This window comes from Methylovulum miyakonense HT12 (assembly GCF_000384075.1).
GTDB classification, from domain to species: Bacteria; Pseudomonadota; Gammaproteobacteria; order Methylococcales; family Methylomonadaceae; genus Methylovulum; species Methylovulum miyakonense.
Genome location: NZ_KB913025.1, coordinates 3,027,095 through 3,052,059, shown reverse-complemented (window position 1 = coordinate 3,052,059; position 24,965 = coordinate 3,027,095). Strand labels below are relative to the sequence as shown.

At 55.9% G+C, this 24,965-nt stretch carries 11 protein-coding genes; 3 read left to right on the top strand and 8 right to left on the bottom strand.

Annotation, left to right across the window (positions count from 1 at the left end; all coding sequences use genetic code 11):
- Positions 1 to 217: 217 nt before the first annotated feature.
- The 8 genes from METMI_RS0115065 to METMI_RS0115030 all read right to left on the bottom strand — a co-directional run bounded on the left by METMI_RS0115065 (position 218) and on the right by METMI_RS0115030 (position 10,774).
- On the bottom strand, positions 218 to 1,084 hold the full coding sequence (locus tag METMI_RS0115065; protein WP_019867124.1) for a glycosyltransferase family 2 protein: 867 nt from the start codon (positions 1,082 to 1,084) through the stop codon (positions 218 to 220).
- A 1-nt stretch (position 1,085) separates the two neighbouring features.
- Positions 1,086 to 1,871: a glycosyltransferase family 2 protein gene (locus tag METMI_RS0115060; RefSeq protein WP_019867123.1), complete on the bottom strand. Its 786-nt coding sequence runs from the start codon at positions 1,869 to 1,871 to the stop codon at positions 1,086 to 1,088.
- 23 nt (positions 1,872 to 1,894) lie between these two features.
- Entirely contained in the window at positions 1,895 to 2,839 is a 945-nt protein-coding gene (locus tag METMI_RS0115055) for a class I SAM-dependent methyltransferase (protein WP_029151729.1), read from the bottom strand.
- A gap of 128 nt (positions 2,840 to 2,967) precedes the next feature.
- A complete protein-coding gene (locus tag METMI_RS0115050) occupies positions 2,968 to 4,302 on the bottom strand; it encodes a lipopolysaccharide biosynthesis protein (RefSeq protein ID WP_019867121.1) in 1,335 nt (444 codons plus the stop codon).
- 199 nt (positions 4,303 to 4,501) lie between these two features.
- Positions 4,502 to 5,767: an O-antigen ligase family protein gene (locus METMI_RS0115045; RefSeq protein WP_019867120.1), complete on the bottom strand. Its 1,266-nt coding sequence runs from the start codon at positions 5,765 to 5,767 to the stop codon at positions 4,502 to 4,504.
- 3 nt (positions 5,768 to 5,770) lie between these two features.
- On the bottom strand, positions 5,771 to 8,128 hold the full coding sequence (locus tag METMI_RS0115040; RefSeq protein ID WP_019867119.1) for a polysaccharide biosynthesis tyrosine autokinase: 2,358 nt from the start codon (positions 8,126 to 8,128) through the stop codon (positions 5,771 to 5,773).
- 64 nt (positions 8,129 to 8,192) lie between these two features.
- Positions 8,193 to 9,293, bottom strand: coding sequence for a polysaccharide biosynthesis/export family protein (locus tag METMI_RS0115035; RefSeq protein WP_029151727.1), 1,101 nt, complete (start codon positions 9,291 to 9,293; stop codon positions 8,193 to 8,195).
- A gap of 59 nt (positions 9,294 to 9,352) precedes the next feature.
- Entirely contained in the window at positions 9,353 to 10,774 is a 1,422-nt protein-coding gene (locus METMI_RS0115030) for an undecaprenyl-phosphate glucose phosphotransferase (RefSeq protein WP_019867117.1), read from the bottom strand.
- 549 nt (positions 10,775 to 11,323) lie between these two features.
- On the opposite strand from METMI_RS0115030, the gene METMI_RS0115025 reads away from it, so the two are divergent.
- From METMI_RS0115025 to METMI_RS25580, 3 genes are all read left to right on the top strand, one after another.
- A complete protein-coding gene (locus METMI_RS0115025; RefSeq protein ID WP_019867116.1) occupies positions 11,324 to 19,867 on the top strand; it encodes a carboxypeptidase regulatory-like domain-containing protein in 8,544 nt (2,847 codons plus the stop codon).
- A gap of 98 nt (positions 19,868 to 19,965) precedes the next feature.
- Entirely contained in the window at positions 19,966 to 23,226 is a 3,261-nt protein-coding gene (locus METMI_RS0115020; protein ID WP_019867115.1) for a transglutaminase-like domain-containing protein, read from the top strand.
- 191 nt (positions 23,227 to 23,417) lie between these two features.
- Positions 23,418 to 24,959, top strand: coding sequence for a DUF5953 family protein (locus METMI_RS25580; RefSeq protein WP_156829869.1), 1,542 nt, complete (start codon positions 23,418 to 23,420; stop codon positions 24,957 to 24,959).
- The last annotated feature ends 6 nt before the right edge of the window (positions 24,960 to 24,965 follow it).

Genomic DNA, 24,965 nt, shown 5'->3' with positions numbered 1-24,965 from the left:
ACGAAAATCGTGTTGTGAAGTTTTTTATGCTTCTTGTCCCAGAGGGTATTCGTGCCTTTCGTGGATCATACTTTTCCTACAGACCGATTCTTGATAAGTTATTTTTTTGCTCAAGCTGGAACAGGTTTGTACCCGTTCCATACGTTTTAATTAATTAACAGTGTATTAAACGTTAAGGACGGGGTTGCAAACCCCGTCCCGCCCTAGGATTTTTTTGCTAAATGGTGTGTTGGCTTCCATAAGCCAGAAACCCCCGCCAAACGCCGACCAAGTTGTAAAACGAAAAGCTCAGCTTTTTCCGGTTCAATAACACCAAGGCCAACAGCATTTTCAGGAACGGGGCGATAAACATCTTGCGGGCGATGTAGTACAAAATGAACGCATCGCGCTGGTTGGCGAATTTTCGGATGTACGCGCCAACCCCGGTGGAATACATCAGCATCCTGGCCGTCCCCAGCTGGTAGTGGTCTTTGTCCGGATGGTAAATCTTGATGTCCGGGGTATAAAACGCCGCGCTGCCTATCCGCAGCAAACGGTACAAAAGCTCAAAGCCTTCGCCGCCGGAATATTTGGAACCAATGCCAAAATCGTGGTCCAGATAAAATTGCTTGCGGTCTATCCTGGCGAGGTCAAAAAACTGCGTGAACTCGACCCCCATCATCTGGAAGCGCGAGAAGTAATGCGCTTTACGGCTGTTGACGCCGATGCTGAAGCGGCTGGACGCCAGGTCATAAGAACCCGCGACCAAAATGGACAGGCCTTTGCGCCTTGCAAATTCGGCCACGACTTTTTCCAGGACATCGGTTTCGTAAGCGCAATCATCATCAGGGAAAGCGATGATTTCGCCTTTGGCAAAGCCTATGCCGTAATCCCTGGCCCTGGCGTTACCGGTAAAATTGACTTTGATATGGCGCAGTTCCATACAGCTTTTGAATGGCCCGACAATGCCGTCAATTTTACCGTCCTGGTTTTGGTCGATGATGACCAACTCAAAATTTTGGTAAGTCTGCCGCCGCACCGACTCCAAAAACACCTGCACGTCTTGGTCACGGCCTAGTGTTGCTAAAACCAACGAAATTTTCATGTTACCCCCTTGCCTGGATACCGGATTTTGCCTGCACATAAATGGTCGCCTCATACCAAGTGAACATCAGCGCAAATTCTAAGCCCGCCATGCCATCTAAAAAACCACCCCGGAATACGAAGTGGTATAAAAACCGAGCCAGCACCCTGAGCCAAGACCGCCCCAATAAAACGCTGATCCGCCCCCGCGCCGTCATCACCGCGCCCGTGGTGGGCCGCACTTGCACTTCTTGCGCGGCCTTATCGACATGTTTGTGCATCCATTCAATAATTTCCCCATGATAAAAATAGTGTTGGTATGGGATGTCGGAATAGCCTATCTGGCAGTTATCCATCACCGCCTCGCCATGCCCGGTATGGTTGCGGACAAAGCGCACCGTGTCCCGGCGCACCAGTCGTGGGTGGTAAATGGGGTAACCGGGCGCATGGTTCAGGCGTTTGCCGCGCAGGTACAGGACCGACGGCACCATTAGCACATCAATAACTTCGTTGCCCGCCATCCCGGCTTCAAACCATTGGTAAAAGGCGGGCGGATAAATTTCGTCGGCATCGACAAACAATAGCCACGGCGTATCTATAGCGCATTGCCGGATGGCGAAGTTACGCTGTTCGGCAAAGCCCGGCCAAGGGTTGCCATAAACCCGGCAACCCCGGCTTTCAGCGATGGCGACCGTGCCGTCGGTGCTGCCCGAATCGACAACCACTATCGGATACCTTTCGGGAATCGCGGCCAAGCAGCGCGGCAGGTTCACTTCTTCGTTTTTGGTCAAAATGACAATAGTTAGCATGGGATTTGTTTACCTTTTTTAAATCACGGTTTGACCGCGTATAAATTGATGTAAATGCCCAATCCCAGGAAGTTCATAAAACGGGCAAACGGGTTTTGCCAACGGCCTACCAGACGGTCTACGAACGCCGCCGTTTTCCCTTTCAGGCCTAACCTTTTGGATAGCGCGTTGGACGGGATGCGGGTGACCTGCTCAACTTTCACCACCCGTAAACCGTTGCGCCCGACCAACTCCCTTAGCCCTTGCTCGGTAAAATAATTGACATGCTCAGGCACCCATAAACAGGCGTTGTCTTTCGTCCCCAGCAATTTGACCAAGAACGACGCGTAATTGGGTACGGCGCAGGCCAACACGCCACCTGATGCCAACAGTCCGGCCACTTTTTTTACCGTTTGGTCGGGTTCAAGCAAATGCTCCAAAACCTGCGACATCATCACCACGCCAAACTTCCCGGTGGGCTGGTAATTCTCAAACATCATGGCCAGAGGTTCGTCGCCGTTCAACTGCCTGAACACCTCGTTCTCATATTTGCCAGGGTTGATGCTGGTGGTTTGGTAGCCCGCTTTCCTCAGCGCCTGCGTGTAGAAACCAAAGCCAGAGCCTATATCCAAGGCCTGGGCATTATCGGACACGTTGAAGCGGTCGGCGAGCTGGCCCATACGGGCCGCGTCCAGCTTGCAATTGGGGAACTCGGTTTCCTTGGCCAACACCTCTTCCAGCGTCACCGCTTGGGTCAGGGCTTGCCCGGAATATTGGTAAATGGATTGCAGCCATTGCATGGCGGGCGGGCGGTTTAAAAACCCGGTGCCGCAGCTTTCGCAACGGTAGATATGGAATTCCTTGTGGCTGGCGCTTTGGGTGTATTGGTAGTTTTTTTGCCGCCAATAGCGTATTTTCTCGGCCCGGCAAGCCACACATTCGTGTAAGACTTCGCCATAAGTTCCTGAAGTGGTGGATGCGTAAATCATAATGTTCCCCTTGTGTTTGTTTTTAATAACTGACGTTACCCGGTAACGTCTTTTTATTCCCGTTTGCCGCGCCCGGGCACCGCAGGTTTTTGTCGGGATCAGCCCGTAGGCTTGTGCCCAGCGGCATCTCATGCCGTGATGCTTACGCTTGCCATTTCCTCTTCCGTCCGGGTGATGGCATCTGCATCCCGATGCCCTGGACTGATAGGCCGCCAAGGTTTGGCCAGCATCAGCAACACCAAGGCCTCGACACCAAAGTAAACCGGGTTCGCCAGCGCCGCGCCCAGCAAACCAAAATCTTGCACTAGCAGCGGGATGCTGATGGCCGCCGTCAGCACGCCCGACACCCTGCCTAGCAACAACAAGCGGGTGCGTTTTTTTGCCAACAGCGGTTGCGACACCACCGTCCCCAGGCAATGCAAGGCGCAGCCACTAGCTATCGCAGGCATCAGCGCCACCGCCGGATGGTAAGATTGCGCCAGCGCCCACATCGCCACCCAATCCTTGGTCACCCACAATACCGCCACACCCACAATCCCTAACGCCACCACACAGCCTATCCATAGCCATAAAATCCTAAAGCCTTCCTTGGCCTGGTTTGACGCGCATGACTGGAAATAAACCGGCTGGAAAACCCGTAGCAAAACCATAGCCGAGCGGTTGAACGCCTCGTTGATGATCAGGTAAGTGGCGGCATATAAACCCACCTCGGCGGCGCTCATGAAATAACCAATGACATACCTATCGCCTAAGCCATTCAGCCAAAAGATCAATTCCATCGGGATCAACGGCAAGGCGTAAGCCCAGACATCCGCCTTATAAGGCCGCACGGTGGCAGGGCGTTGGTTTTTATGGGCCTGAGGGGTTTGCACAAATGACCAAGCCGTATTCGAAACCATGCTGGCCAAGATGTAACCCAGCAACACCCATTCGGCCTTGGGCTCCACCCACACGGCCAACGAGATGGCCAACACCGGGCGCAGGATGCTGTCACTGGTTTGCCATAAACTGGCCCCACGTTGTTTACGCCCGCCTATCAGCAGTTGGATGCCCAGTTCCCGCCGTACGGTCACCACCAGCAACAAGCCTGTCAGCACAAACAGCGTCATAGAGCCCGGGACGATGCGGCTATAGGCCCAACCGCCGAGCATCAGCAAAACAACCGCCACACCTGTGGACCATGCCGCCAATTTAAACACCACCTTAAACAATGCCGCTTGTGAGGCAATGTCCGGGCATTCCGGCAACAGCCTCATCCCGGCGCAAACGAAAGGATAAGAAAAAACCGCGACGCCCAGGGCGATAAAACCGTTCAACAGCGCGACTTGCCCATAGGTTTCAGGTGTCACCAGCTCAGTGAGTATGCGTGTCCCTGCCAACAAAGCGATGGCGGAGACTAACTGCCCAAACAGCACCCAAAACGCATCACCAAACATCCGTTTTTCTTTCAAAAGCCGCAACATTTTTGTTTTCTCCTGAAACTTTCAGTAGGTCGGGTTACGACTGCATGGATGCAGAAGGTAGAGCAACGCAGGAGCAGTTGCCGAGCGTCAGCGTAACCCGACATTTTTTGTGCTGATTGCGTCGGGTTACGCTATCGCTAACCCGACCTACGATTGAAGCGCATCACAAAAGCAATCGTAACCACATGAATATTAAAATTTATTCCTGGCAGTGAAGCTGCGGCTTACCATCAGGGGCAGTGTGGGAACCCGCGTGAACCCGGTCTACAGGTGTGCTAGTTTGGAAACTCGTGCCCAACACCATGCCCCACAAATACATCAACAAAACGTTTTGCGGAAAATACTCCCACATATTGAACGTCAATCCGGCGACTAAAATGAACGTCACCACCAAGCCCTTGTCCGGGTGGACGGACGTCCGTGCTGTGACCCATAAAAAACCCACATAAGCCAACAGGCCGACCAAACCGTAGCCATTCAGCAAGAACAAATACAGGCTGTCCGAATCAAATTGGCCTTGGAAATGTTCGGCACCATACAGAATGTTGATGGTGTTGGAACTCAAGCCCAAACCCCAGCCGAACAGCAAATCCACCGGCCCGTGGATGTAATTGGAAAAAATCCGCTGCCACAAATCCAGCCTGCCATCTTGGGTGGGGTCGGCGTCATCACGGCCGCTCAGCAAGGGGCTGGACGCCAGCACCAGCGCACCGATGGCCAAAATAGGCGCCGGCATCACTAAGGCCCAACGGTCACGGGGGCGCAGCAGCGCATAAACCTGGAAAAAAAGCACTAATAACGAGCTGATGAACGCCGTCCGCGAACCGCTCAGCAACGCCAGGAAGACACTCACGGCCAGCCATAGCCGCATCCCCGGCACCAGGGCGAACACCAGCGCACAAGTCGCCATCGCCGCACCAAACAAGTTAGGGCTGACAAAGGTGCCAAAAGGCCGGCCTCCGCCTAAAAATGACACCCCGAACAACGGTGGCGCCCACAGCGCCTGGGCTATCGCCAACACCGCCTGCAAGGCGATGTAATAGCGCAGGTAATGCGTGAAGCGGTTGAGGATATATTCGCCCGCGCCCAATTGGCTGACGGCGAAGCCGATCAAGGCCAGCGGCAAGTATTCAAAAACCCGCAGCCCCGCCATCGGCACCACCAGCGGCAAATCCAGATATAGCGCATAAGCCACTTCACACAGCACATAAGTGGCGACCACGCTCAAAAAAGCCAGTACGGCCCCGCTGGAGACCCCGTTACGCAAGCGTGGCTCAAAAAAAGCGTAAGCGACCATCACCACCAACATCAGCTCACGCAAGATGCGCAAACCAAAATCCTGCTCGCCATAGACTTCCTTGATCCCCAACCAAGCCGATTCGACTTGCGGCAACGCGGCCACCACCGATACGCAAACCAGCACGAACAACAGCACCGGCAAATCCCTTTCCAATTGCAGTTTCATCGCTTAAGCCCCGACACTGTCATCCGTAGTTTCGGCCAATTCGATAGGGGGCAGGTACGCATTGCCGTCACGTTTGCCGAACCAATCGCCCATCGCCGCCCACGGCGCGCCACTTTTACTGTCCTTTTCCCTACGGTTATAGGCATAGCCATAATAGGGGTAGTAAGACGAGCCTTCTTTCATGTCATTGATAATAAAGCCATTCGGTTTGATGCCAGCTTGTTGGAAACGCCGGAAACTGACTTCCAATTCCTGCGCCGTGTAGCGGCCTTCCTTGACCACCAAAAAGGTCGCGTCGGCGTGCTTGCCCAAGATGGCCGCGTCGGTCGCCCCCAAAATCGGCGGCGAGTCAATGACGATATGGTTGTAAAAGCTCTTCAACTGCCCCAAGGTTTCCGCCAAGTTGCCCAACACCAGCAATTCTGCGGGGTCTAGTCTCATGCTGCCCCTCGGGATAAAGTCCACGCCCACCTCCGGCAGGCTGATGATGACCTCGCCTAGCGACACCTTGCCCGCCAAAAAATCCGACAGGCCCGGCTCCTTGGCCACCGAAAAGGTCTCGTGCAAACGGCCATTGCGCATGTCGGCGTCAACCACCAGCACCCGTTTTTTGATGCTCGCCAACAAGGCCGCCAAGTTGGTGCTGACAAAGGACTTGCCCATACCCGGCGCCGGGCTGCTGACCATAATCACTTTGCTTTCGTGGTGCGCCAAGGTGGTTTCCAAGGTGGTCCGCAGCCCGCGCAACGATTCGACGGAAATGTCCAACGGGTCTTGGCTGACCAAAATGCCCGGTTCGCGGTCTTTGCCCTGGTCGACCAGCTTCGCCAAGCGGCGTTGTTTTTTGCTATGCGGTATCGCGGCGAACAAGGGCAAGCCGACCTGGTATTCCAGCAAGGCCGGGTAATTGTCGTGGCGTTGCAAAGAATGCCGCAGGAACACCAACGCCGACCCCAAACTCAAGCCCAACAGGCTGGCGATGGCCAACAATAGGCTGGGGTTAGGCCAATACGGCTTTTCCGGGGTCACCGCAAAATCGACGATGCGCGAGTTGCCTAGCGAACCTGCGGCGGCGATGCGCTGTTCTTGGGCGCTGTTCAGCAACGAGGTGTACAGTTCGGTGTTGACCTGCACGTCACGGGATAAACTGACCACGCTCTGCTCGGTGCGCGGCAAGTCCCGGATGCGTTTTTCCAAGGTCGCCAATTTGTTATTGACGCGCCTGATTTGCGCATTGGTGGCGACCATGTCAGGGTGTGCCGATTCCAAGCGTTGGCTCTGCTCGTCGTATTTTTGCTTCAGTTGGATGCCTAAAGTCTCCATTTCCGAAGCCTGTTTCATCAGGATTTCGGCTTCGGCACTTATGTCGACCGCGCCATGTTTTTGCCGGTACGCGCTCAAGCCTTGCTCGGCCTTCTCCAGACGTTCCTTGACGATGGGCAAATGGCTTTCCAGAAAACTCAGTTTTTGCCCGGCTTCGGCAGATTCCCAACTGACCGTGGCGTTGACATAAATCGTGGCGATGTCATTGACCGATTTGGCGAGTTGCTCAGGATCCCTGCCCTTAAGCTCGACGCTGAGGATGTCGGTGTCCTTGGACACTTCCTTGACGGAAAACGCCTTTTGCAACGTTTCGATGGCCGCCAGCGAGGTTTTCCGAACCAACTCGAAATGGGTGCCGGGATTGGCCGCCAGTTCGTCGATCTTGATACCCACAGGGACTTTTTCGCCCATATCGCCGGTGACCGTTTCGCCGACCCGCCCTTCGCCTAAGTTTTCATCCTTAGGCCCCAGCAAACGGAAGCGGCCCGCTTCCAGCGCGACTAAGGTGAATTCCTTGTCCAAATAGCGGTCTGGCACCTCGAAAGAGGCGACCTTCAGTTTTTCGCCGCCCCAAGCCCAGCGGCTTAAGCCTAGCCATGGCGTGGCAATGCCATCATGGGCGTCATGCCGACGCGCCAAGGTTTCACCGATCACCGGAAAATAATCGGGCGAGGCCTCCACCACCAAATTCAGGTCATCGACCACCTTGCCCAGCACCGAACGGGAACGCAGGATTTCCACTTCACGCTGCGCCCGTGGGCTATCGGCTTCGGTGGGCGACTGGTTGGCCTCGCTATGCAAGGGCGCGGCCAGCAAGGCTTTGTTCTTGTCGATACGCAACAAGGCATCGGCTTTGTAGGTGCGCGGGGCCAGCAACAAATACACCACCGTCACCAGCAGCACCGCCCCTAAGGCCGAAAAAATGATTTTTTTGCCTTCTAACAGCAAGTCGATCATGTCGCGGATGCTGACACCCTGCTCCAAAATTTTGGCCGGGTTAAGCGGCGGCAATGCGGGGGGTTCGTTTTGTGAATACATGATCTTTTATATCCCAATTGTTGGAAAAGCCAGGCGTCCCCGTTTTTAAAGGGGGATGTCCCATCTACATACCCACGAACGCGGCACGCGACATGATGGATGTGAACGATCCCGGCAGGATTTGGTTGAGGACGCGTGACCACCGGGTCACACCCGCCGTGCCCACGAAAACCGTGTCATGTGGCTGCAAGGCAAACTGGTCAGCCAAAATCAGGGCGTCGGGCGATTCCGCATCCAACTGGAAAATTTCGGGGTTCATGTCGCCAGGCCGTATCACATAAATGTCCTCTGGCCGTGATGAATTAAAATCGACACCGTAGGCTTCCGCCAAGGCCTGCGCCAATGTCATCCTGTCCTTGTTCATTTGCAGGGCTTGTTGCTTGCCCACTTCGCCCATCATGAACACCTTGTTGTCCTTGCTATTGGGGATATTCAGCACGTCGCCGTCCTTCAGCAGCAGGTTTTGGGTCGAATTGCCCTTTTCGTACAGCGCCAGCACATCGATCTTGTAAAGCTTGCCGTCACGGGCCAAGGCGACATTGCTCATGTCGGCGTCCTCGGTCACCCCTCCGGCACGGCTGATCGCTTCGGCCACGGTCATTGGCGTCTCGTTCATCGCCTGCACGCCCGGCGTTTTCACTTCCCCGACGACGGCCGCCCGATGGCTTTGGAACGACAGCACCCGGACATCCAGTTTGACTTTCTTGAAATAATTGGAAAGCTCCCGCGTCAACAGCGTCCTGACCTCGCTGACGGTTTTCCCGGCGACAGGGAGGTCGCCGACATAGGGATAAAACAGATTGCCGTCATCATCGACCACTTTCCCGGCCAATTCGGGCATGATCTTCTCGCCACCGGGATCGTTCAGTTCGGGGTGTTCCCAAACGGTCACCAGCAGCCGGTCATGCGGGCCGATGCGGTAGGCCGTCTTGTCCGGGTCAACGGGCGGCAACTTATTGACGGTCTGCTGCCGGGCGTTTTCCCTAGCGATAATCAAATCGGCGGTGATCGGGACAATCCGGGTCTTTTCCTTGACCATCCTGCCCCCTTTCATGACCGGCACTTCCAGTTCCGATACGTTATTGTCGGCTTGCATTTTCATGCCGGGTACCCAAGAGCAAGCCGACAAAGCCAAAACCAGCACTAAGGGAGATAATCTAAACATGGCAATGTATCCTTAATTCAAAAAATCGGTTGTTTTTCGCGGACAATGGCTTGTTCGGCTTAATAAGCATTTTTATTGATGAAGCCGGTCAGCACGGTGCGGAAGGCAATTTCCAGATCAAACCACAGCGACCAATGCTGGATGTAATACAAATCGTGTTCGATGCGCTGGTTCAGGTCTGTGTCGCCGCGCCAGCCGTTGACTTGCGCCCAGCCGGTGATGCCCGCCTTGACCATGTGCTTTTTCATGTAATTGGGCACTTGCTCTTTGAACACCTCGACAAAATCGGGCCTTTCAGGCCGCGGGCCCACCAAGGACATATCGCCCAACAGCACATTGATCAATTGCGGCAGTTCATCCAAGCTAGTCTTGCGCAGGAAAGCGCCAAACGGGGTCGCACGGTTTTCGCCAGGCTTGGCCCACACCGCGCCAGTTTTGGCTTCCGCATCCGTCGGCATGGAACGGAACTTTAGCATCGTGAATTTGCGGTTGTTCCACCCTACCCTCACTTGCCTGTAAAACACGGGGCCGGGGGAACTAAGCTTGACGCCGATGGCGATGGCCATCAGCAAGGGGCTGATCAGCACCAGCAGGAAAAAGGCTAGGAAGCGGTCTTCAATTTCTTTGATATAACGGTTGACGCCGTGCAGGGGTGAAACCGAAACATCTAGGGTCGGTATGCCTGCGACGGTGTTCAGGCTGAGGAACTTGCTTTGCTTGAACGTAAAACAGTCGATGACCAGCCGGATGCTGACCGGCAAGTGCCGCAGTTCATGCTGCGCGCGTTCAGCCAACGCTTCGGGAGGGAAAGCGATCCACACTTCGTCAATGGCTTCCTTCATGACGATGTCGGCCAAATCCCCCAGTTTGCCCAGATAAGGTAACGACAAATCGCCATCCGTAACCGTGCCTTCACAATGGTCGTCGACATAGCCGACCACCTGCAGGCCCGCCCAAGAAGAACGGCGCAACTGCCGGGTGGACATAATCGCCATCTGGTTCAAACCGACCATGATGATGCGCCCTTGCGACCAACCACGGGCCCGCAGCCATTGCAACAGGCTGGCAAGCACACTGCGGGCGGCGAGCACGGACACCAAGCCCAAGCCCCACCAAGTGGCGATCCAGCGGTAACTGGAACCAAACCAGAAATGCAAGCGCACCAAGGCGACAATGGCGATCACCGAAACGATGGCCGACGCCCACGCCCTGACAATGCGGGCAATTTCGCCGCGCATCGCATCATTCTGCCAAGGACGGTACACCTGGCCGATCTCAAAAAAGATGATGGCCGCCAAAACACCCAACGAGATCACGATCCGGTAATCCTGATCGATGTCCCATTGGCGCAACCAAAAATAATGGGAGACCCAAGCGGCACCAACCAGCATGGCTATGTCGATAAACCGCAGCAACAGGATCACTGTGTGCCCGTATTGTTTGATGAGCCCGTTGAAAATATTACCTAAACCCAGTGGCATTTCACTAAACTCCTATACTGTCTTTACCCAATGACGGACGGTGAAAACCATCCATCCCCAAACAACGCGGTGCAAGCACCCGTCGCTACGTTTAGGTAAAGCTTACAGGGACAAAATGAGGGGAAACGGTGGGGTTTGATTAAGATTAGATGAGGATTGAGTTAGATCTTGATGGTATGGAAGATTGGGCAGGGAGATGATGGATCTTACAAAAAAGCGGGGGAAGCCAGAGCTACCCCATTAAAAATATAATCAGCAAGCACTGGCTATTTTTAAAAAAACGTACTGAAGATGGCGCATGTCCACCACAATCCCTGGTCATGTTTCACGCTGTTTGACCTCCCTATATTCCCGGCACGGTAGCCAAATTCGCCGGATGCCATAATAAACGTGATTTCCATCACAAAAATATAAAAAACAGCACGGCTGCGGAACTTCCTTCACAAACGCGCTAGAAAACCAGCAGACACCCGCCCGTGCCATAGGTTACTATTTCCGCGTTACCGGCTTCCATTAACCTAACACATCTACCGAAAGGACTGTTTGCAGATGACCGCCACTTGCCTGACATCCATGAGCCTCCGTAAAAAGGAAGCCACCCGCCGCAACCCCCCCATGCCCGCGCCAACCGCCCTAGCCATCACTGCCCTGCTCTGGTTGCTGGCCTTGTTGCCTATGCCTGGGATGGCCAATACGGCGGCGCTGTCATGGCTTAACGGCCAACTGCAAACGGACGGCAGCTACGCCCGCCCTGACGATATCGCCACCCCTGTCCAGGCCACTGCCGAAACCCTGCGCACCCAACAGGCACTCTCTGCCACGAACGGCAGCCTGGCAAGCTCGCTGGCTTTCCTGGACACCGCCACCGGACAGCCCGTCACCGAATACCTATCCCGTGCCCTCATTGCCCATAGCGAGGCCGGCAGCCCGGCGGCCAGCGTGCTGGCCAGCCTGGAGGCCAACCAAAACCCCGACGGCGGTTTTGGCGGCGCACCGGAGCAGACCAGCAACGCCTTGGACACCGCCTTCGCGTTGGAGGCCTTGGCAAAAACCAATGCCAGCCCTACCGCCGTGATCTCGGCGGCGGTGGCCTACCTGCGTAACCAACAAAACGCCGACGGCAGCTTTACCCAAAACCCTTACGGGCAGGGGGCGACCTATACCACGGCATCCGCCTTAATGGCCTTGCACAGCCTACGCCTGCGTTATGACCTGACCCAAGCCATTGGCAAGGCAACCGCTTTCCTGCAATCCGCGCAAGCCGGCACAGGCGGTTGGGGTAGCACGATGGACACGGCCTGGACGTTACTGGCGCTGATCCCGGCCACCACCGACACAACACCTTACAGCAACGCCATCCAAGCCTTACAAAACGCGCAATTGAGTGACGGCTCTTGGGGGCAGGATGTCTACCAGACCGCCTTGGCGGCACGCGCCTTGCAGGCCATCAAGAACGGTGGCGGGACAACATCCCCGTGGAACGGATCGGTGACGGGCCACGTCGTGGACCAACTCAGCGGCCTGCCTTTGGCGGGCGTGCAAGTGACGGCGGACAGCGGGCAATCGGCCCTTACCGGAACCGACGGCGAATTCCTGCTCACGGGCATTACCCCTGGCCTCCATGGTTTCGATTTTGCCTTGACCGGCTACGCCAATGCCAACCGTACGGCGCTGGTCGATGCCGGACAGCAGGCGGCGGTTGGTAGCGTCGGCCTGACGGTCGCCAGCAATGCGGGCATCCTGTCAGGTACTGTCACAGCCGCCGCTAGCCACCAGCCGCTGGCTGGGGTCGCCATTACGGCCAACGGCAACAACACGACGCTGACCGACGCGGCGGGCGCTTACCGCCTAGTGGTGCCAGCCGGTTCCTACACCGTCACCTTGGCGGCGTCCGGTTTCCTGACCGCAACAGCGGAGGCCACCGTGATGGCCGGGGCGACCTTGACCTTGTCGCCCAGCCTGACCGAAGCTTCCGGTACACCGCCCACCACCACTAGCCTTTTGGGGACAGTGGTAGATGCCGATAGCGGGCAAGCCTTGTCGGACGTGGATGTCGCCGTCAGCGGCGGCACGCTCAGGACGGTCACCGATGCCGACGGCGGCTTCGGCTTGACCGGCCTGCAACCGGGCAATTGGGAATTGGATGTCAGCTTGGCGGGCTACCGCTCCGCCCACATTACGCTGACCGCCCCGGCCGGCACCTCCGATATGGGCGTGATCCGCCTGCCGTCCTTGTCCGGCGCCCAAGATGAAGGCATTGTCACTGGCAGCATCACCGATGCCGCCACCGGCAACCCGATTGCCAATGCCCACATCAACTTGACCGGCAGCAGCAGCACCACATCGGCGGTGACCAACGCCTTGGGCGCCTATCGTATCGTCGCCCCTACCGGGAACATCAGCGTCACCGCTTCCGCCCCGGGCTATCGGGACGCGACCGGAACCGCCACCCTCACCGCCGGGGCCACGCTCACCTTCTCCCCAGGCCTGCTGACCGAATCTGCCACCGTACCGACCCAAGCCACCCTGATTGGCACTATCGTCGATGCCGCCAGCAACCAGCCTTTATCGGATGCCTCCGTGGTGGTCGCAGGCAGCACTGTCACCGCCATGACCGATGGCAACGGGCAATTCCGCTTGGAAGGTTTGGCGCCAGGGGCTTGGGTGCTGGATGTGAACAGGGCCGGTTACCAAGGCCTGCGCCTGTCCTTGACCGCGTCCGCTGGCACCTCCGATTTGGGCACTATCCGCCTGCCGTTTGCCACCGCCAACGGCAACACCTTGGCGGGCGTGGTCACCGACAGCCAAGGCGGCCAACCACTGGCCGGCGCCGTGGTCACCATCGCCAGCGAAAGCAAACGGGTGCAGACCGCCGCCGACGGTTCTTACCGGATCGAAGGCATTGGCGCCAACCAGTTTAGCGTCAGCATCAGCGCGGTCGGCTACCTCAGCCGCCAAGGCGACATCAGCTTGGCGCAAGCCGGGCTGTCCACCCTGAACGTGGCCTTGGAACGCGCCGCTGGCGGAGACATTGACATCCGCTCCTTGGTGCTGAACCACCCCAGCTTCCTGGCCCATGGCAAAATCGAAGCCGACATCCAGCTCGCCAACGCCAAAAGCACCGACCGCAGCGTACGTCTGTATGGGATCATCACCACTGTGGCGGGGCAAGTGATCGACGAATTTCCGGCACGGATCATCCCGCTTGGCGGCAACGCCGCCGACGCGCTGGAAACCGTGCCCGGGAGCGGCAGCCTCGCCACCAACATCGACTGGCATAACGGCGCCACCGCCCCTGGCGGCTACAGCCTCACCGTCCAGGCCTATGACGGCGTGACCGGGCAATTGCTCGCCGAGCGTGGCGTCCCGTTCGACATCCAGCCCACCAAAACTATTGGCGGTTCGGTCGAGTTCAACCCGCCCATCGCGCAACTGGCCGCCCAGCAACCCGTGCATATCACAGCCAAGGTCAGCAACCGGGGCAATTTGGATTTGGCAGGTGGCACGGCGACGCTCAAGGTCAGGCTGAAAAACCAAGGCTACCAGAGCAACAATAATGTCTTGGATATTGAGAAAATTATCGAAGGCAATGGCTTGATCAATCCACAAGCAATAGATAAGGATGCAGCAGGCAATTTATATGTGGTTCACTATCCAGGCACGTTAAGCCGCATAGAAACCAATGGTGGAATAACTCAAATTGCTTCAGGATTTTCCAATCCTATCGACGTGGACGTGGCATCAAACGGAGACATTTACGTTCTTAACGGTGGAGGTGGTAACTATGATCGACTGTCAGTTGATGGCTCCCGCCAAAGAATAGGAACAGGAGTAGCTGGCCGTGCTCTTGAAGTATTGGCGGACGGGACGGTTTATATTGCGGCAGCTAGCAATGGCGTATGGAAAATAACACCTACCGGCATCAAAACCAAACTGCCTTTAACTGGTTTTACCAATCTGTCGGAAATACAAGCCGATGACCAAGAAAGATTATATGTTGGCGATGTCTCAATTGGGGCTATTTTTCGAATCACATCCGACAACACCTTGGAAACTGTCCAAACTCTCTTGCCTTCTTTGGGAACTTTCGCCATTGCTCCTAATGGAACTATAGCTGTCATTTATGGGGGATACAAATTGGCCTTGATTGCTCCTAATAGAGGTCGTCGTGAAATGACTTCTGCTTTACCCGTATTAACGCAAGGAATCGTTTGGAATTCCAATTTTGAATTGAGGGCGGTGGTTGACTATACCAATTCTTTGCTGAACGACGAAATATTGAAACTATCCCTATCGACTCCACCTACCGACATCGGTGAAGAAATCTATACCCGCACCGTCATGTTGCCGCCGTTGGCTCTTGGCGATGCCGCCATATCCCTAGATTTTGACAGTTGGACACCGACCCTGAGCGGTGATTTCCAAGCCGAACTCACCGTGGATACCCATGCCGAATACGGCGCGTTGGCGAACACCCTGCATGTCGGCCCCAACGCCCACGGCGATATCACGGTGTCCCAACCCACCGTACATCCTGGTGATCAAGACGACCAGACCACTATCCAGCTGTTTGGCGCCGATTCCACCAGCATCACCCGCATCGACCCGTCCGGCACCACCTTGGCGGCTTCATCAAAAACCACCGGAAGAGGCATTGCCGCCGACACTAAAGGCAATATTTACGCCACTAATGCCTCGACTACCTCCAGTATTGTACGTATTAGCCCTAGCGGAACTTTGTCCACTTTCATGTCGGGTTACGCATTAGGCAGCAGTTTGGCCATTGACAACCAAGACAATTTGTATGCCTATCCTAATGCGACGACAGATACCGGTACCGTGCTGAGAATCGCCCCTGATGGGACGGTGACCCCATTTGCCAGTGTCGGCTTCGCCATCAAAGGGCTGGCAATAGGGGCTGACGGATTGCTTTACACGGTGGATGCGGGCAACATTTTGTCGCGCATCCATCCCGATGGGCAGGTGGAATTGGTCACCAAAACCGGTATCTCCAATGCCCGCGGACTTACCATTGATGCCTATGGATATTTCTATATCCCAACTTCCAATTTAGTAACCCATTATGATGAAGATGGAATTCTGCGGAGTTACCATAAAGTTCTCCGAATCAGCCCTGACGGCAAACGCTATGCTGACCATCGTCCGCAAGCCATTTTTGAATTTGAAGGGGTGAATGTCATTGCAGACTGCTCCAATAACCTGCTCTATGCACCTTGGACTGACTATCCTTTCAAGAATACAAATAAAGAAGAGGATACTTTGCTTCAAATAGTCGGCGACACGGGCGAGGAACGCCAAGTCCTCTACGGCCCCGACTACGACCCCGCGATGTCCGACATGGACGTGCTGTACTATGACCGCTTCGGCCAGCGGCTGCTGATCTGGACGGATCTGAACAACGGCAAGATCTTCTCCTTCCCGCTGGTCTGCGGCGGCATTGACGCCGATGTCCATCTGGTCACCCGTGGCGATGTCGGTGTGTCCGCCCTCACGCCCGCCCCCAGCCAGTCCACCGACTTGGGCGGCGGCCGCTTCGAGCATGTCTGGAAGCTGAGCCAGGTCGACAACAAAGGCGCACAAATCCAGTTGGGGCTGTTGCTCAAGGGCATGGCCGAAGGCGAGTCCCGCCCGATCGCCGAGTCAGCCTACATCGAATTCAACAACAGCTTCGTGCCCGGGCAGACCGTGCGCACCCCGCTGGCCATCCCTGACGTGCTGGCCAGCAGCGCCATGCAACTGGCGCCCAAACTGGATGCCAGCCAGTACGGCCCGCTGTCGCCCGTCCACATCACCGTCGATGTCAGCAACGGCGGTGTCCAGCCATTCGACGGCGAACTGCGCCTTAGCGTCGCCGATGCCGACGGCTTCCCGGTACAGGATTTACCGAGTATTGCCATCAACGGCCAAGCCGGCACCAGCACTGTCGCCTATCCCGCCCTATGGGGCACCGGGCTGTTCCTGATTGGCGATTACCACCTCCAGGCCACCCTTTACGACACCGCCGGACGCCAAGTTGCCGATGGCAGCGTTCCGTTCGCTATTGTCCAAGACCCGCAGACGCCCGCACTGTCCGCCACCCTCAGCCCCGACAAGCTGATCTATGGTGGTTGGGACAGTGTGCAGTTGGATGGCCTTATCAGCAACACCGCCACCAACGCCTTGTTGCCGCCCACCGTCGTGGCGGTCAGCGTCACCGCACCGGACGGCACCGTGGTCTATGCCGGGACAACGGACATAGCCGATCTGGCGGCGGGCGGCAGCCTCCCCGCCAGCTTCAGCTTCGCGTTGGCGGATGCCGCCAGTGGCACCTACCAGGTGGCGGTCTCCATCAACCGCGCCGAAGACAATGCCGTCATGGACAGCTTCAGCAATACCTTCAGCGTCGTCCGCACCACCTTGCAAGGCTTGGCCGGCAGCGTTGCCGCCAGCCCCAACCCGGTAGTCATTGGCACACCGCTCACCTGCGCGGAAGACCTCAGCAACCAATCCGCCAGCGGCACCGGCGCTTTGGCAGTGTCCGGCCTGCTGGTCAACCTCGACACCGACACCGCCACTCTCGTCAGCCAAGCTGACCGTACCGTTGATCTGGCTGGCGGGCAAACCGACCATCTTGACCGCAGCGTCGACACGGCAAACCTCTTGCCCGGCCATTACGCCTGCGTGCTCCGCGCCACCGTGGACGGCACGGCCAAAGATGTCGCCGCTGCGCCGTTCACCGCCATCGCACCGCAAATCACCCTTAATGGCCATGTGTTCCACGACCTTGACCATGACCGCATCCAAACGGCGGACGAACCCGGCACCGATGCTGGCGGGCTGTGGGTGACTGCAAGCCAGGGCGGCCTGGTGGTTGCCAGCGCCCCTGTGCAAGCCGATGGCAGTTACCAACTCACCGTACCTGGGGTTACTACCTACCGCTTGGTGCTGTCCACGGCGGCCAACGCCACCGGAGCCGCCCTGCCTGCAGGCTGGTCGTACACAGGTGAAATAATAAGCGGTGTAGCCGATGCCGTCGCGGACGGGAGCCTTGACGTCACCACCCACATCACCGCCCTCACTGCGCTGGATTTCGCCATTGACGGTGCGCCGTCCGTCGCCACCGCTGACCGTGCCGGCACCGCCCACGCACAGGCCGTCACCCTGACCCCGCTGGCCAATGACCTGGCCGGCCCCGGCACTATGGGGTTCACAGCCGCCACGCTGGATTTAGACCCCGCCACCGCTACCATCGACACTAGCTTGAGCGTGGCAGGCCAAGGCGTGTTTGCGCGGCAAGCTGACGGCAGCGTCCTGTTCAACCCCGACTCCGCCTTTAGCGGCCTTGCCCAAGCCAGCTACCGGGTGCAGGATAGCCTCCATCAAGCCACCAACACCGCCACCCTCACCGTGGCGGTGGGCCCTGCCGCCGTGGCCGATAGTGCCACGACCCAAGCGGGCGAAAGCGTCGGAGGCAGCGTGTCCGGCAATGACATCGCCCCGTCCGGTGCGCTGTATACGCTGCAAAGCCCCGCCAGCCACGGCACGGCAAGCCTCAACGCCACTGGCGATTACACCTACAACCCCGCCAGCGGTTACCAAGGTAATGACAGCTTCAGCTACCAAGTCTGCCTGCCCGCACCCGACACCACAGTGTGCGCCACCGCTTTGGTCAGTGTCGCCATCACACCGGCCAAGGCTACCATCGACCTGCGCGGCACGCTGGAACTTGGCGGACACGGGCGCCTGCTGGTGCTGCTCGACCCGTTGGACAAGGAGTGCAAGCATGACGATGACGATGACGATGACGATGGCGGCCATCATGACAGTGGCCATGAGGAGGAAGACGATGATGACCGTCACTCGGACGGCCACGGGCATGGCGATGGCCACGAAAGCGAGGAAGACAGCGGTCACGATAATGACGAACATGGCGACGGCCACGAAGGCGATGCCGCCTGCCAAACCCAACAGGCCGAACGCGCCTATCTGGGCAGGGTGTTGGAGGCCGCCGGTTGGCAGTACGCCATCGTTGACACCGACGATGCCTATACCCGTGCCCTGCGTGGCGGGGCTTACCGCCTCCATGCGCTGCTGTCGGCACAAGTCAAACTGGACGAATCCGTGCAGAAAGAACTGCGCGAAGCGGTCAACCACGGCTTGGGGCTACTGGTCGGCGGCGACCATGACCAACGCAACAATGTCCTGGATAACGTGTTGGGGCTGCACTATGTTGGCCATAGCACGGCTTACGGTTTGATGGTTCCGGCTTCGCCCGGCTACGGCGCGTTCGGCAAACCGTTTGCCACCGCCTGTCCGGTCAACCGCATCCGTCCGTTAACGGCCCTAATGTTGGGGCAATTCCTGGATGCCAAAAATAAAGCCGCCGACTGCGCCGTCACGGTACAAACCTACGGGCGCGGCAAAGCCGCCTACCTGGGCTTCGACCTGTTGGCGCAAGGCGCGTTGCTGGAAACGGCTGGCACTGGCGAGTTCAGCCAATTGCTGCTGGACCTGCTCGCCGATGTCAGCCCCGCACCCGCTTACCGTGCCGGTGACGTCATCGCCTTGAACCTGAGCCTGCACAACGCCGGCAGCCAACCCGCCACGGGCTGGCTGGGCTTGGCCTTGGCGGGCGGTGCTGGCGTTTATGACCTGGGCGGCGGCGCGGCGCAAGCCGACGGCAGCCTGCGCTGGCCGTTCACGCTGGCGGCGGATGCCAGCCTGGGCCATCAGGTCTGGGCGCGGTTGCCAAGCACAGGCACGTCCCTTGCCAGCTTGGACATCCATGCCGACGGCAGTGCCCAAGACCCTTACCAAAGCCTCAGCTTGGCGGTGCCGCTCACCGATGCCCCAGCCTTGGACTTCGCCAAAACGCAACTGCTGGTCTTAAGCAAAACCAACAAAGCCTACCTGCCCGCCTACCAAAGCGCGCAGCGGGCGGCCACCGCCATCGCCCAAGGCAAACCCGACACCGCCCGCGCCGAACTGCTGAAAAGCGCCGACGCGCTGCTTAACATCGTCGGTAACACCGCCGCCACCGTGCGCCAGGCCATTGACGAGGCCTTGCGCAGGCTGGGGGCGGCCACAGGCTGACGCCTTGCCCGGCAACCCAAACCAAACGGGTTGGGGCAATGTCCCCCAACCCGCTCCCCTGACACACACGATAGCCACTCCTAACGCGAGACCTGCCCATGTTCACCGCCCGTAGCCTGCGCCCGATTTCCGGCACCACCCTGTTTTTCTTTTTGTGGATGACCCTATTCCCGGCGGTGTCCGCCGCCGTCGGGCAAAGCCAAGCCACCCCGACCGCCGCCCAAGCAGCAGCCCCTGCCGAACCCGACACCCTGGACAGCCTACGGGAACTGGCCGGGCGCGCCCATGCCAAAGCCGACCGCGGCGAGGACGAGTCCGACGAAGCCAAGCAACTGCTCGACCAGGCCGACAAACTGGACACGGAAGAACAACAGGCCGAAGCCGAATTTGCACAGACCCGCAAGCACTTGGAAGACCACCACCTGCCGGACGAAATCAAACAACGCCATGCCGAAGCCCTGGCCGGGTACCGCGCCAAGATGAAGCAGCTCAAACAACTGGCACAGGGCTTCAAGGCCGCTCACGGCCGCAAGGACAGGGCCGCCGCCCGCCAACAGCTGAAAGCCATGGCGGACTTCCTCGGCAAAGAGCAGAAGCACCGTCGGCACCAACCGTTTGACCCCAAACACTTGCCGTTCGGCACGCCCGACGGCAACGTCCGTGCGCCGAAAGAAACCAAACAAGAACTCGACGACCTGGTGCGCCCGCCCCAAGCCGTGGCGGTCGCCGCCAATGAACTGCTGCCGGGGATGCTCGCCCAGAACGACCCCGGCGCCACGCCCACCGCCGACGACCTGGCCGCCACCGAGGACGCGCCGCTCACCGACGCCATCAAGGCCCAGGCCGCCGCCCTGCACCACAACCCCGTGGAGATTTACAACTGGGTCAGGAACAGCGTCGAATTCCTGCCCACCTACGGCTCCATCCAAGGCAGCGATTTGACCTTGCAGACCCTGCGCGGCAACGCCTTCGACACCGCCAGCCTCTTGGTCTCCCTGCTGCGGGCGTCCAACATCCCCGCCCGCTACGTCTACGGCACCATCCAAATCCCAGCGGCCCAAGTGATGAACTGGGTCGGCGGTGTCACCACCGCCGAAGCCGCCCAAGACTTGCTGGGGCAAGGCGGCATTCCCACCGTTGCGGTCAAATCTGGCGGCAAGATCGCCGCGTTCCGGCTGGAACATGTCTGGGTCGAGGCCTTTGTCGACTATATCCCCTCACGCGGGGCGGTGAACAAGCAGGGCGACACCTGGGTGCCGATGGATGCGGCGTTTAAGCAGTATTCAGCACTCCCTTCGCTGATTCCATCCGATATTTCATCGGGCATGGCTACGGTAGCTTCGAACTTTATGCAATCTGCCAATCAAGCGTCAGATGGCTCATGGTCTACCGGATACGACGCTAATTTGTTGTCAGGGTCATTTGAATTACTTCAGACACGAATATCTGGGTTGCTTGAAGCTAATCCTGACAAAATTTCTTTGGATGAAATTATCGGAGGCAGGGCAATTACAGTATCTGCCTTGCCTATTTTGTTAGGTACATTACCTTACGCCATTGTTGCAAAGGCCACGCAATCAAGTGTTTTACCAGAAAATACCCGTGTTATGGCTCAAATTGAACTTCGTATGGAAGGGCCTTATGGAGAAGAAGCCGGGCTTTTGTTAAGCAAGAAAATTTCCCTAGCTTCACTAGGGTATGGCTCGGTCAATTTGTCACATGCACCCGCAACCGTTCAAGATGCCAATATTTGGGCTAGTTATACCAATGCGGGAGCAACGGATTTTCCTTCCTACCTTGTGAAAGTAAAACCACAGTTGGCAATTAATGGGACACTTGTTGCCGATGGCCCGATGTTGGGAATTGGGCAAGATTTATTGCTCAAAGTAACATTGGGCGTTTCCGTGAACACTAAAACAGCTATTTTTCGGATTGTTTCCGGTGATGAGATGGAAATCGGCATCAACGGATCCGGTCAGTCTGCGTTAGCGGGTTTGTCCCTTAAAGACCGTAGTGACCTTGCGACGGCAGAAGGAAATTTGTATGTTGCCAACAAGGTTTTCTGGACTCAGCAAGATTTCCAAGACCGACTGTTCGCCCGTTTACAAGGCGTTGCCGTCACGCGGTTACCTTCTGTAGGGATTTTTGCATCACCCATTAGTGTGTTATACAGTTTTGGCATACCAAGACGTGCCAGCTACCACTCCCGTCAAGTGGATGTAAAGCTGTCCAGTGTCGCTGCCGTGGCATTAGATGGCAACCCAAAGAAAACAGCCACCTTTTTGCTCAATTCCGGCATGATGTCCTCTGCAACAGAAGGTGCCGCAATAGAGGAGGTGTTTTCAAAGCCTTTAGGCCATGGCTCCAACACCATGCGCCTGTTACAACTGGCTAACGAACAAAAAATTCCAATTTACCACCTGACAACCAGCAACATTGCCGCTAACCGTGCCGCATTACAACATACCGCCGAAGTCATGGCTGACATTGACAATGCCCTCAATGCGGGGCTGGAAGTCATCATCCCAAAATCCCGACAAACCAATGGGGCTTGGTCTGGCAGTGGCTACATCATGCTCAACCCCAATACTGGGGCGGCCGATTACCGGGTCAGCGGCGGGTTGAGCGGCAATTTCGATGATGAATGCAAACGTTCGACTGAACCAGTCAAGGTGACCGTGCCTGATATTGCCTTAATCTGGATAATTTTATTCGCATGGATGGTGGACGATGATTTTAACTTTAATAGTGACGGTATCGCACAGGCTTTCCAACAAATCATGTTAGTTGAATTTATTGTTGGAACTACCGCTTACCAAGGTGTTGCCGTTGCTGCGTCAGGTTCAATCGTGAGAAGTTCATTCCAGGCGATAGAGGTCGCGTTGTTTGGGATGGAAGTGGCAGTGGCGGCGGCTGAGGATAGTTGCTCTTGTGAACCCAAAGCCATAAAGCGGCGTGGGGGAACGTCAAAATACACTATAGTGCACAATATGTGTGCAGATCGTTTTACAGATGATGAATATATAAATAAGGATGTGGAGGTGAGTGGTGTCGCATTTGATAGTTTGGAAAAATTGATAAACCCACCAGGAACGCTCTACGAAATTAAAACGGGTATGTTTTATAGAACAATCAGGTTTCAAAGCGAATTAGTCCCCGGCAAAAAGAAATTCTTAGAATTTCTAAAGGCCAAAGCAATTTATGGATATTATCGAGAACGAATAGCCGCCCAATTTTGTGATTTCGAATTTCTCTATGGCCTTAAAGATCCAGTTTTGTTGGGCGATATGCAAGATTTTTTTATTGAAGCAGGTAGGCTTGATGAAGCAACACGAATTTTTGATAATCAGTGCCAATGATTTATCCTACTCCCATCGGACTGAAAAACCGTATACCTTTGCAGAGCAATAACCTTTGATTTAAAAGGCGTTTTCTTATTTCAAAGTTGTACGTTTTCAAAGTGAGATGGGAGTAATTGGCTATTACCTTATGGTATTGAAACAACAACAGTATTAACCTTACAAATATTTGACACAGATAAGATTATACAATGCTGACACACAGAATTCAGTATGCAATTCCACTCAATGAAAAAACTTGGGTTAATACCATGGAAATAGCTTGTGTGGTTTTAGAGGGATTATTTCCTCAATATAAACTAATGACCGCTCAAGCCGAAAAAGATTATGCGAACGATAAGCCCATTTCAAATAGGATTCGCTTTCTTCAATCCAGGCTAAAACGCAGTGGTTGGGAATTCGACCTTCATAATGGAAAAGCAAATTATTTGCGGCCTGATGGAAAAGGTGGATTTTTAGAAAATGGTCATTTAGGCATCGCTGGTCGGTTTTACGAACGTAAGAACGGCGTTTATCTGCTCGATGTCGATTTTCAGACCAGTATGTGGGACGAATGCATAAAGTGCCTTATAAGTCTTGGGGATGCAATAAATGCTTATGCGGCACAAATTTTGCCGTTTTCTACAATACAAAAACTGACTTGTTACGAACGATTTCTATCAGGAAATTTGACTCAAATTTTGGGCCTACATCGTAGTCTTAACTGGGATATTCAATATTTTGAAAATGAAATTGAAGAAGCACTAAAACTTAAAACTATGCTCATAAATACTGGCCGGACGTTACCAATCGCCAACCAATACGGCATCCGCCACCACCCCGCCCAACCCATAGCACTCGGCTGGCTGAACTATTGGTCGGCGGAGACTTGTAGCTACTTAGGGTTTCCTGACCCCATGCGTGACCGTGATTTGCTCGCGCATTCCTACCCAACACCCGGCGGGGCCTGGCTAGTGAAACTTAGTGCAGAACCGCTGGATTTTGACCGCCCGGAACATCTGGAAATTTTTGCTGATGTTTATGCCCGATTCCCCAAACTTGGTTTACGGGTCGTCAAGAAAGCCGATGAACCACCATCCTTCACTTATCCCGAACACACGACTTATATCCAAGATGGCAAGCTATTGCATGTTTTTGAAAATATAGTGTCTTTCTTCCGGTCACACGGTTATCAAATCCTTGACCGGCTTCCTAAAAAAGCCAGTGCAGACAACATAGTCACCATCGGTTTGATTTCAGGAGAAACGGATTGGACTGTCCTAAAAACGCTTCCCAGTGATTTTTTGGCAAACCCCATACCAGGCAAGGAAGAACCGATGTTATTTGAACTGTGCAGAAAAACCCAGTGTGCCGGATTTCTATTGAACATTCACAGCGAATGTGAAGCCCTACTTTTGGAAGCCGCTGCCGACGGACGGACATGCCAATCCGGGATTCAGGATTTCGAAGGGTTGCCTGACGACGTGGATTTTGAGGCCATGGGCGAAAGCGGCAATCCACCTGTGGTCGAGTTCCGCTTATTGCCCATCGGCATTGACACGGACATAGGCAATATCGACGACTACGGGCAAATCGCCGAGCAACTGCATGGCCTGTTGATTGGAAAAAACGCAGATTTATGTGGCGATAAAAGTTTCGTTGAAACGGTCACTAGCAACGTGTGGCAGAATCGGCAAGGGGTAAGGCTCTTTTTGATCCCAGCTCAGCCAAGAGTAGAGCACAATAGCCGATAGGCGTAT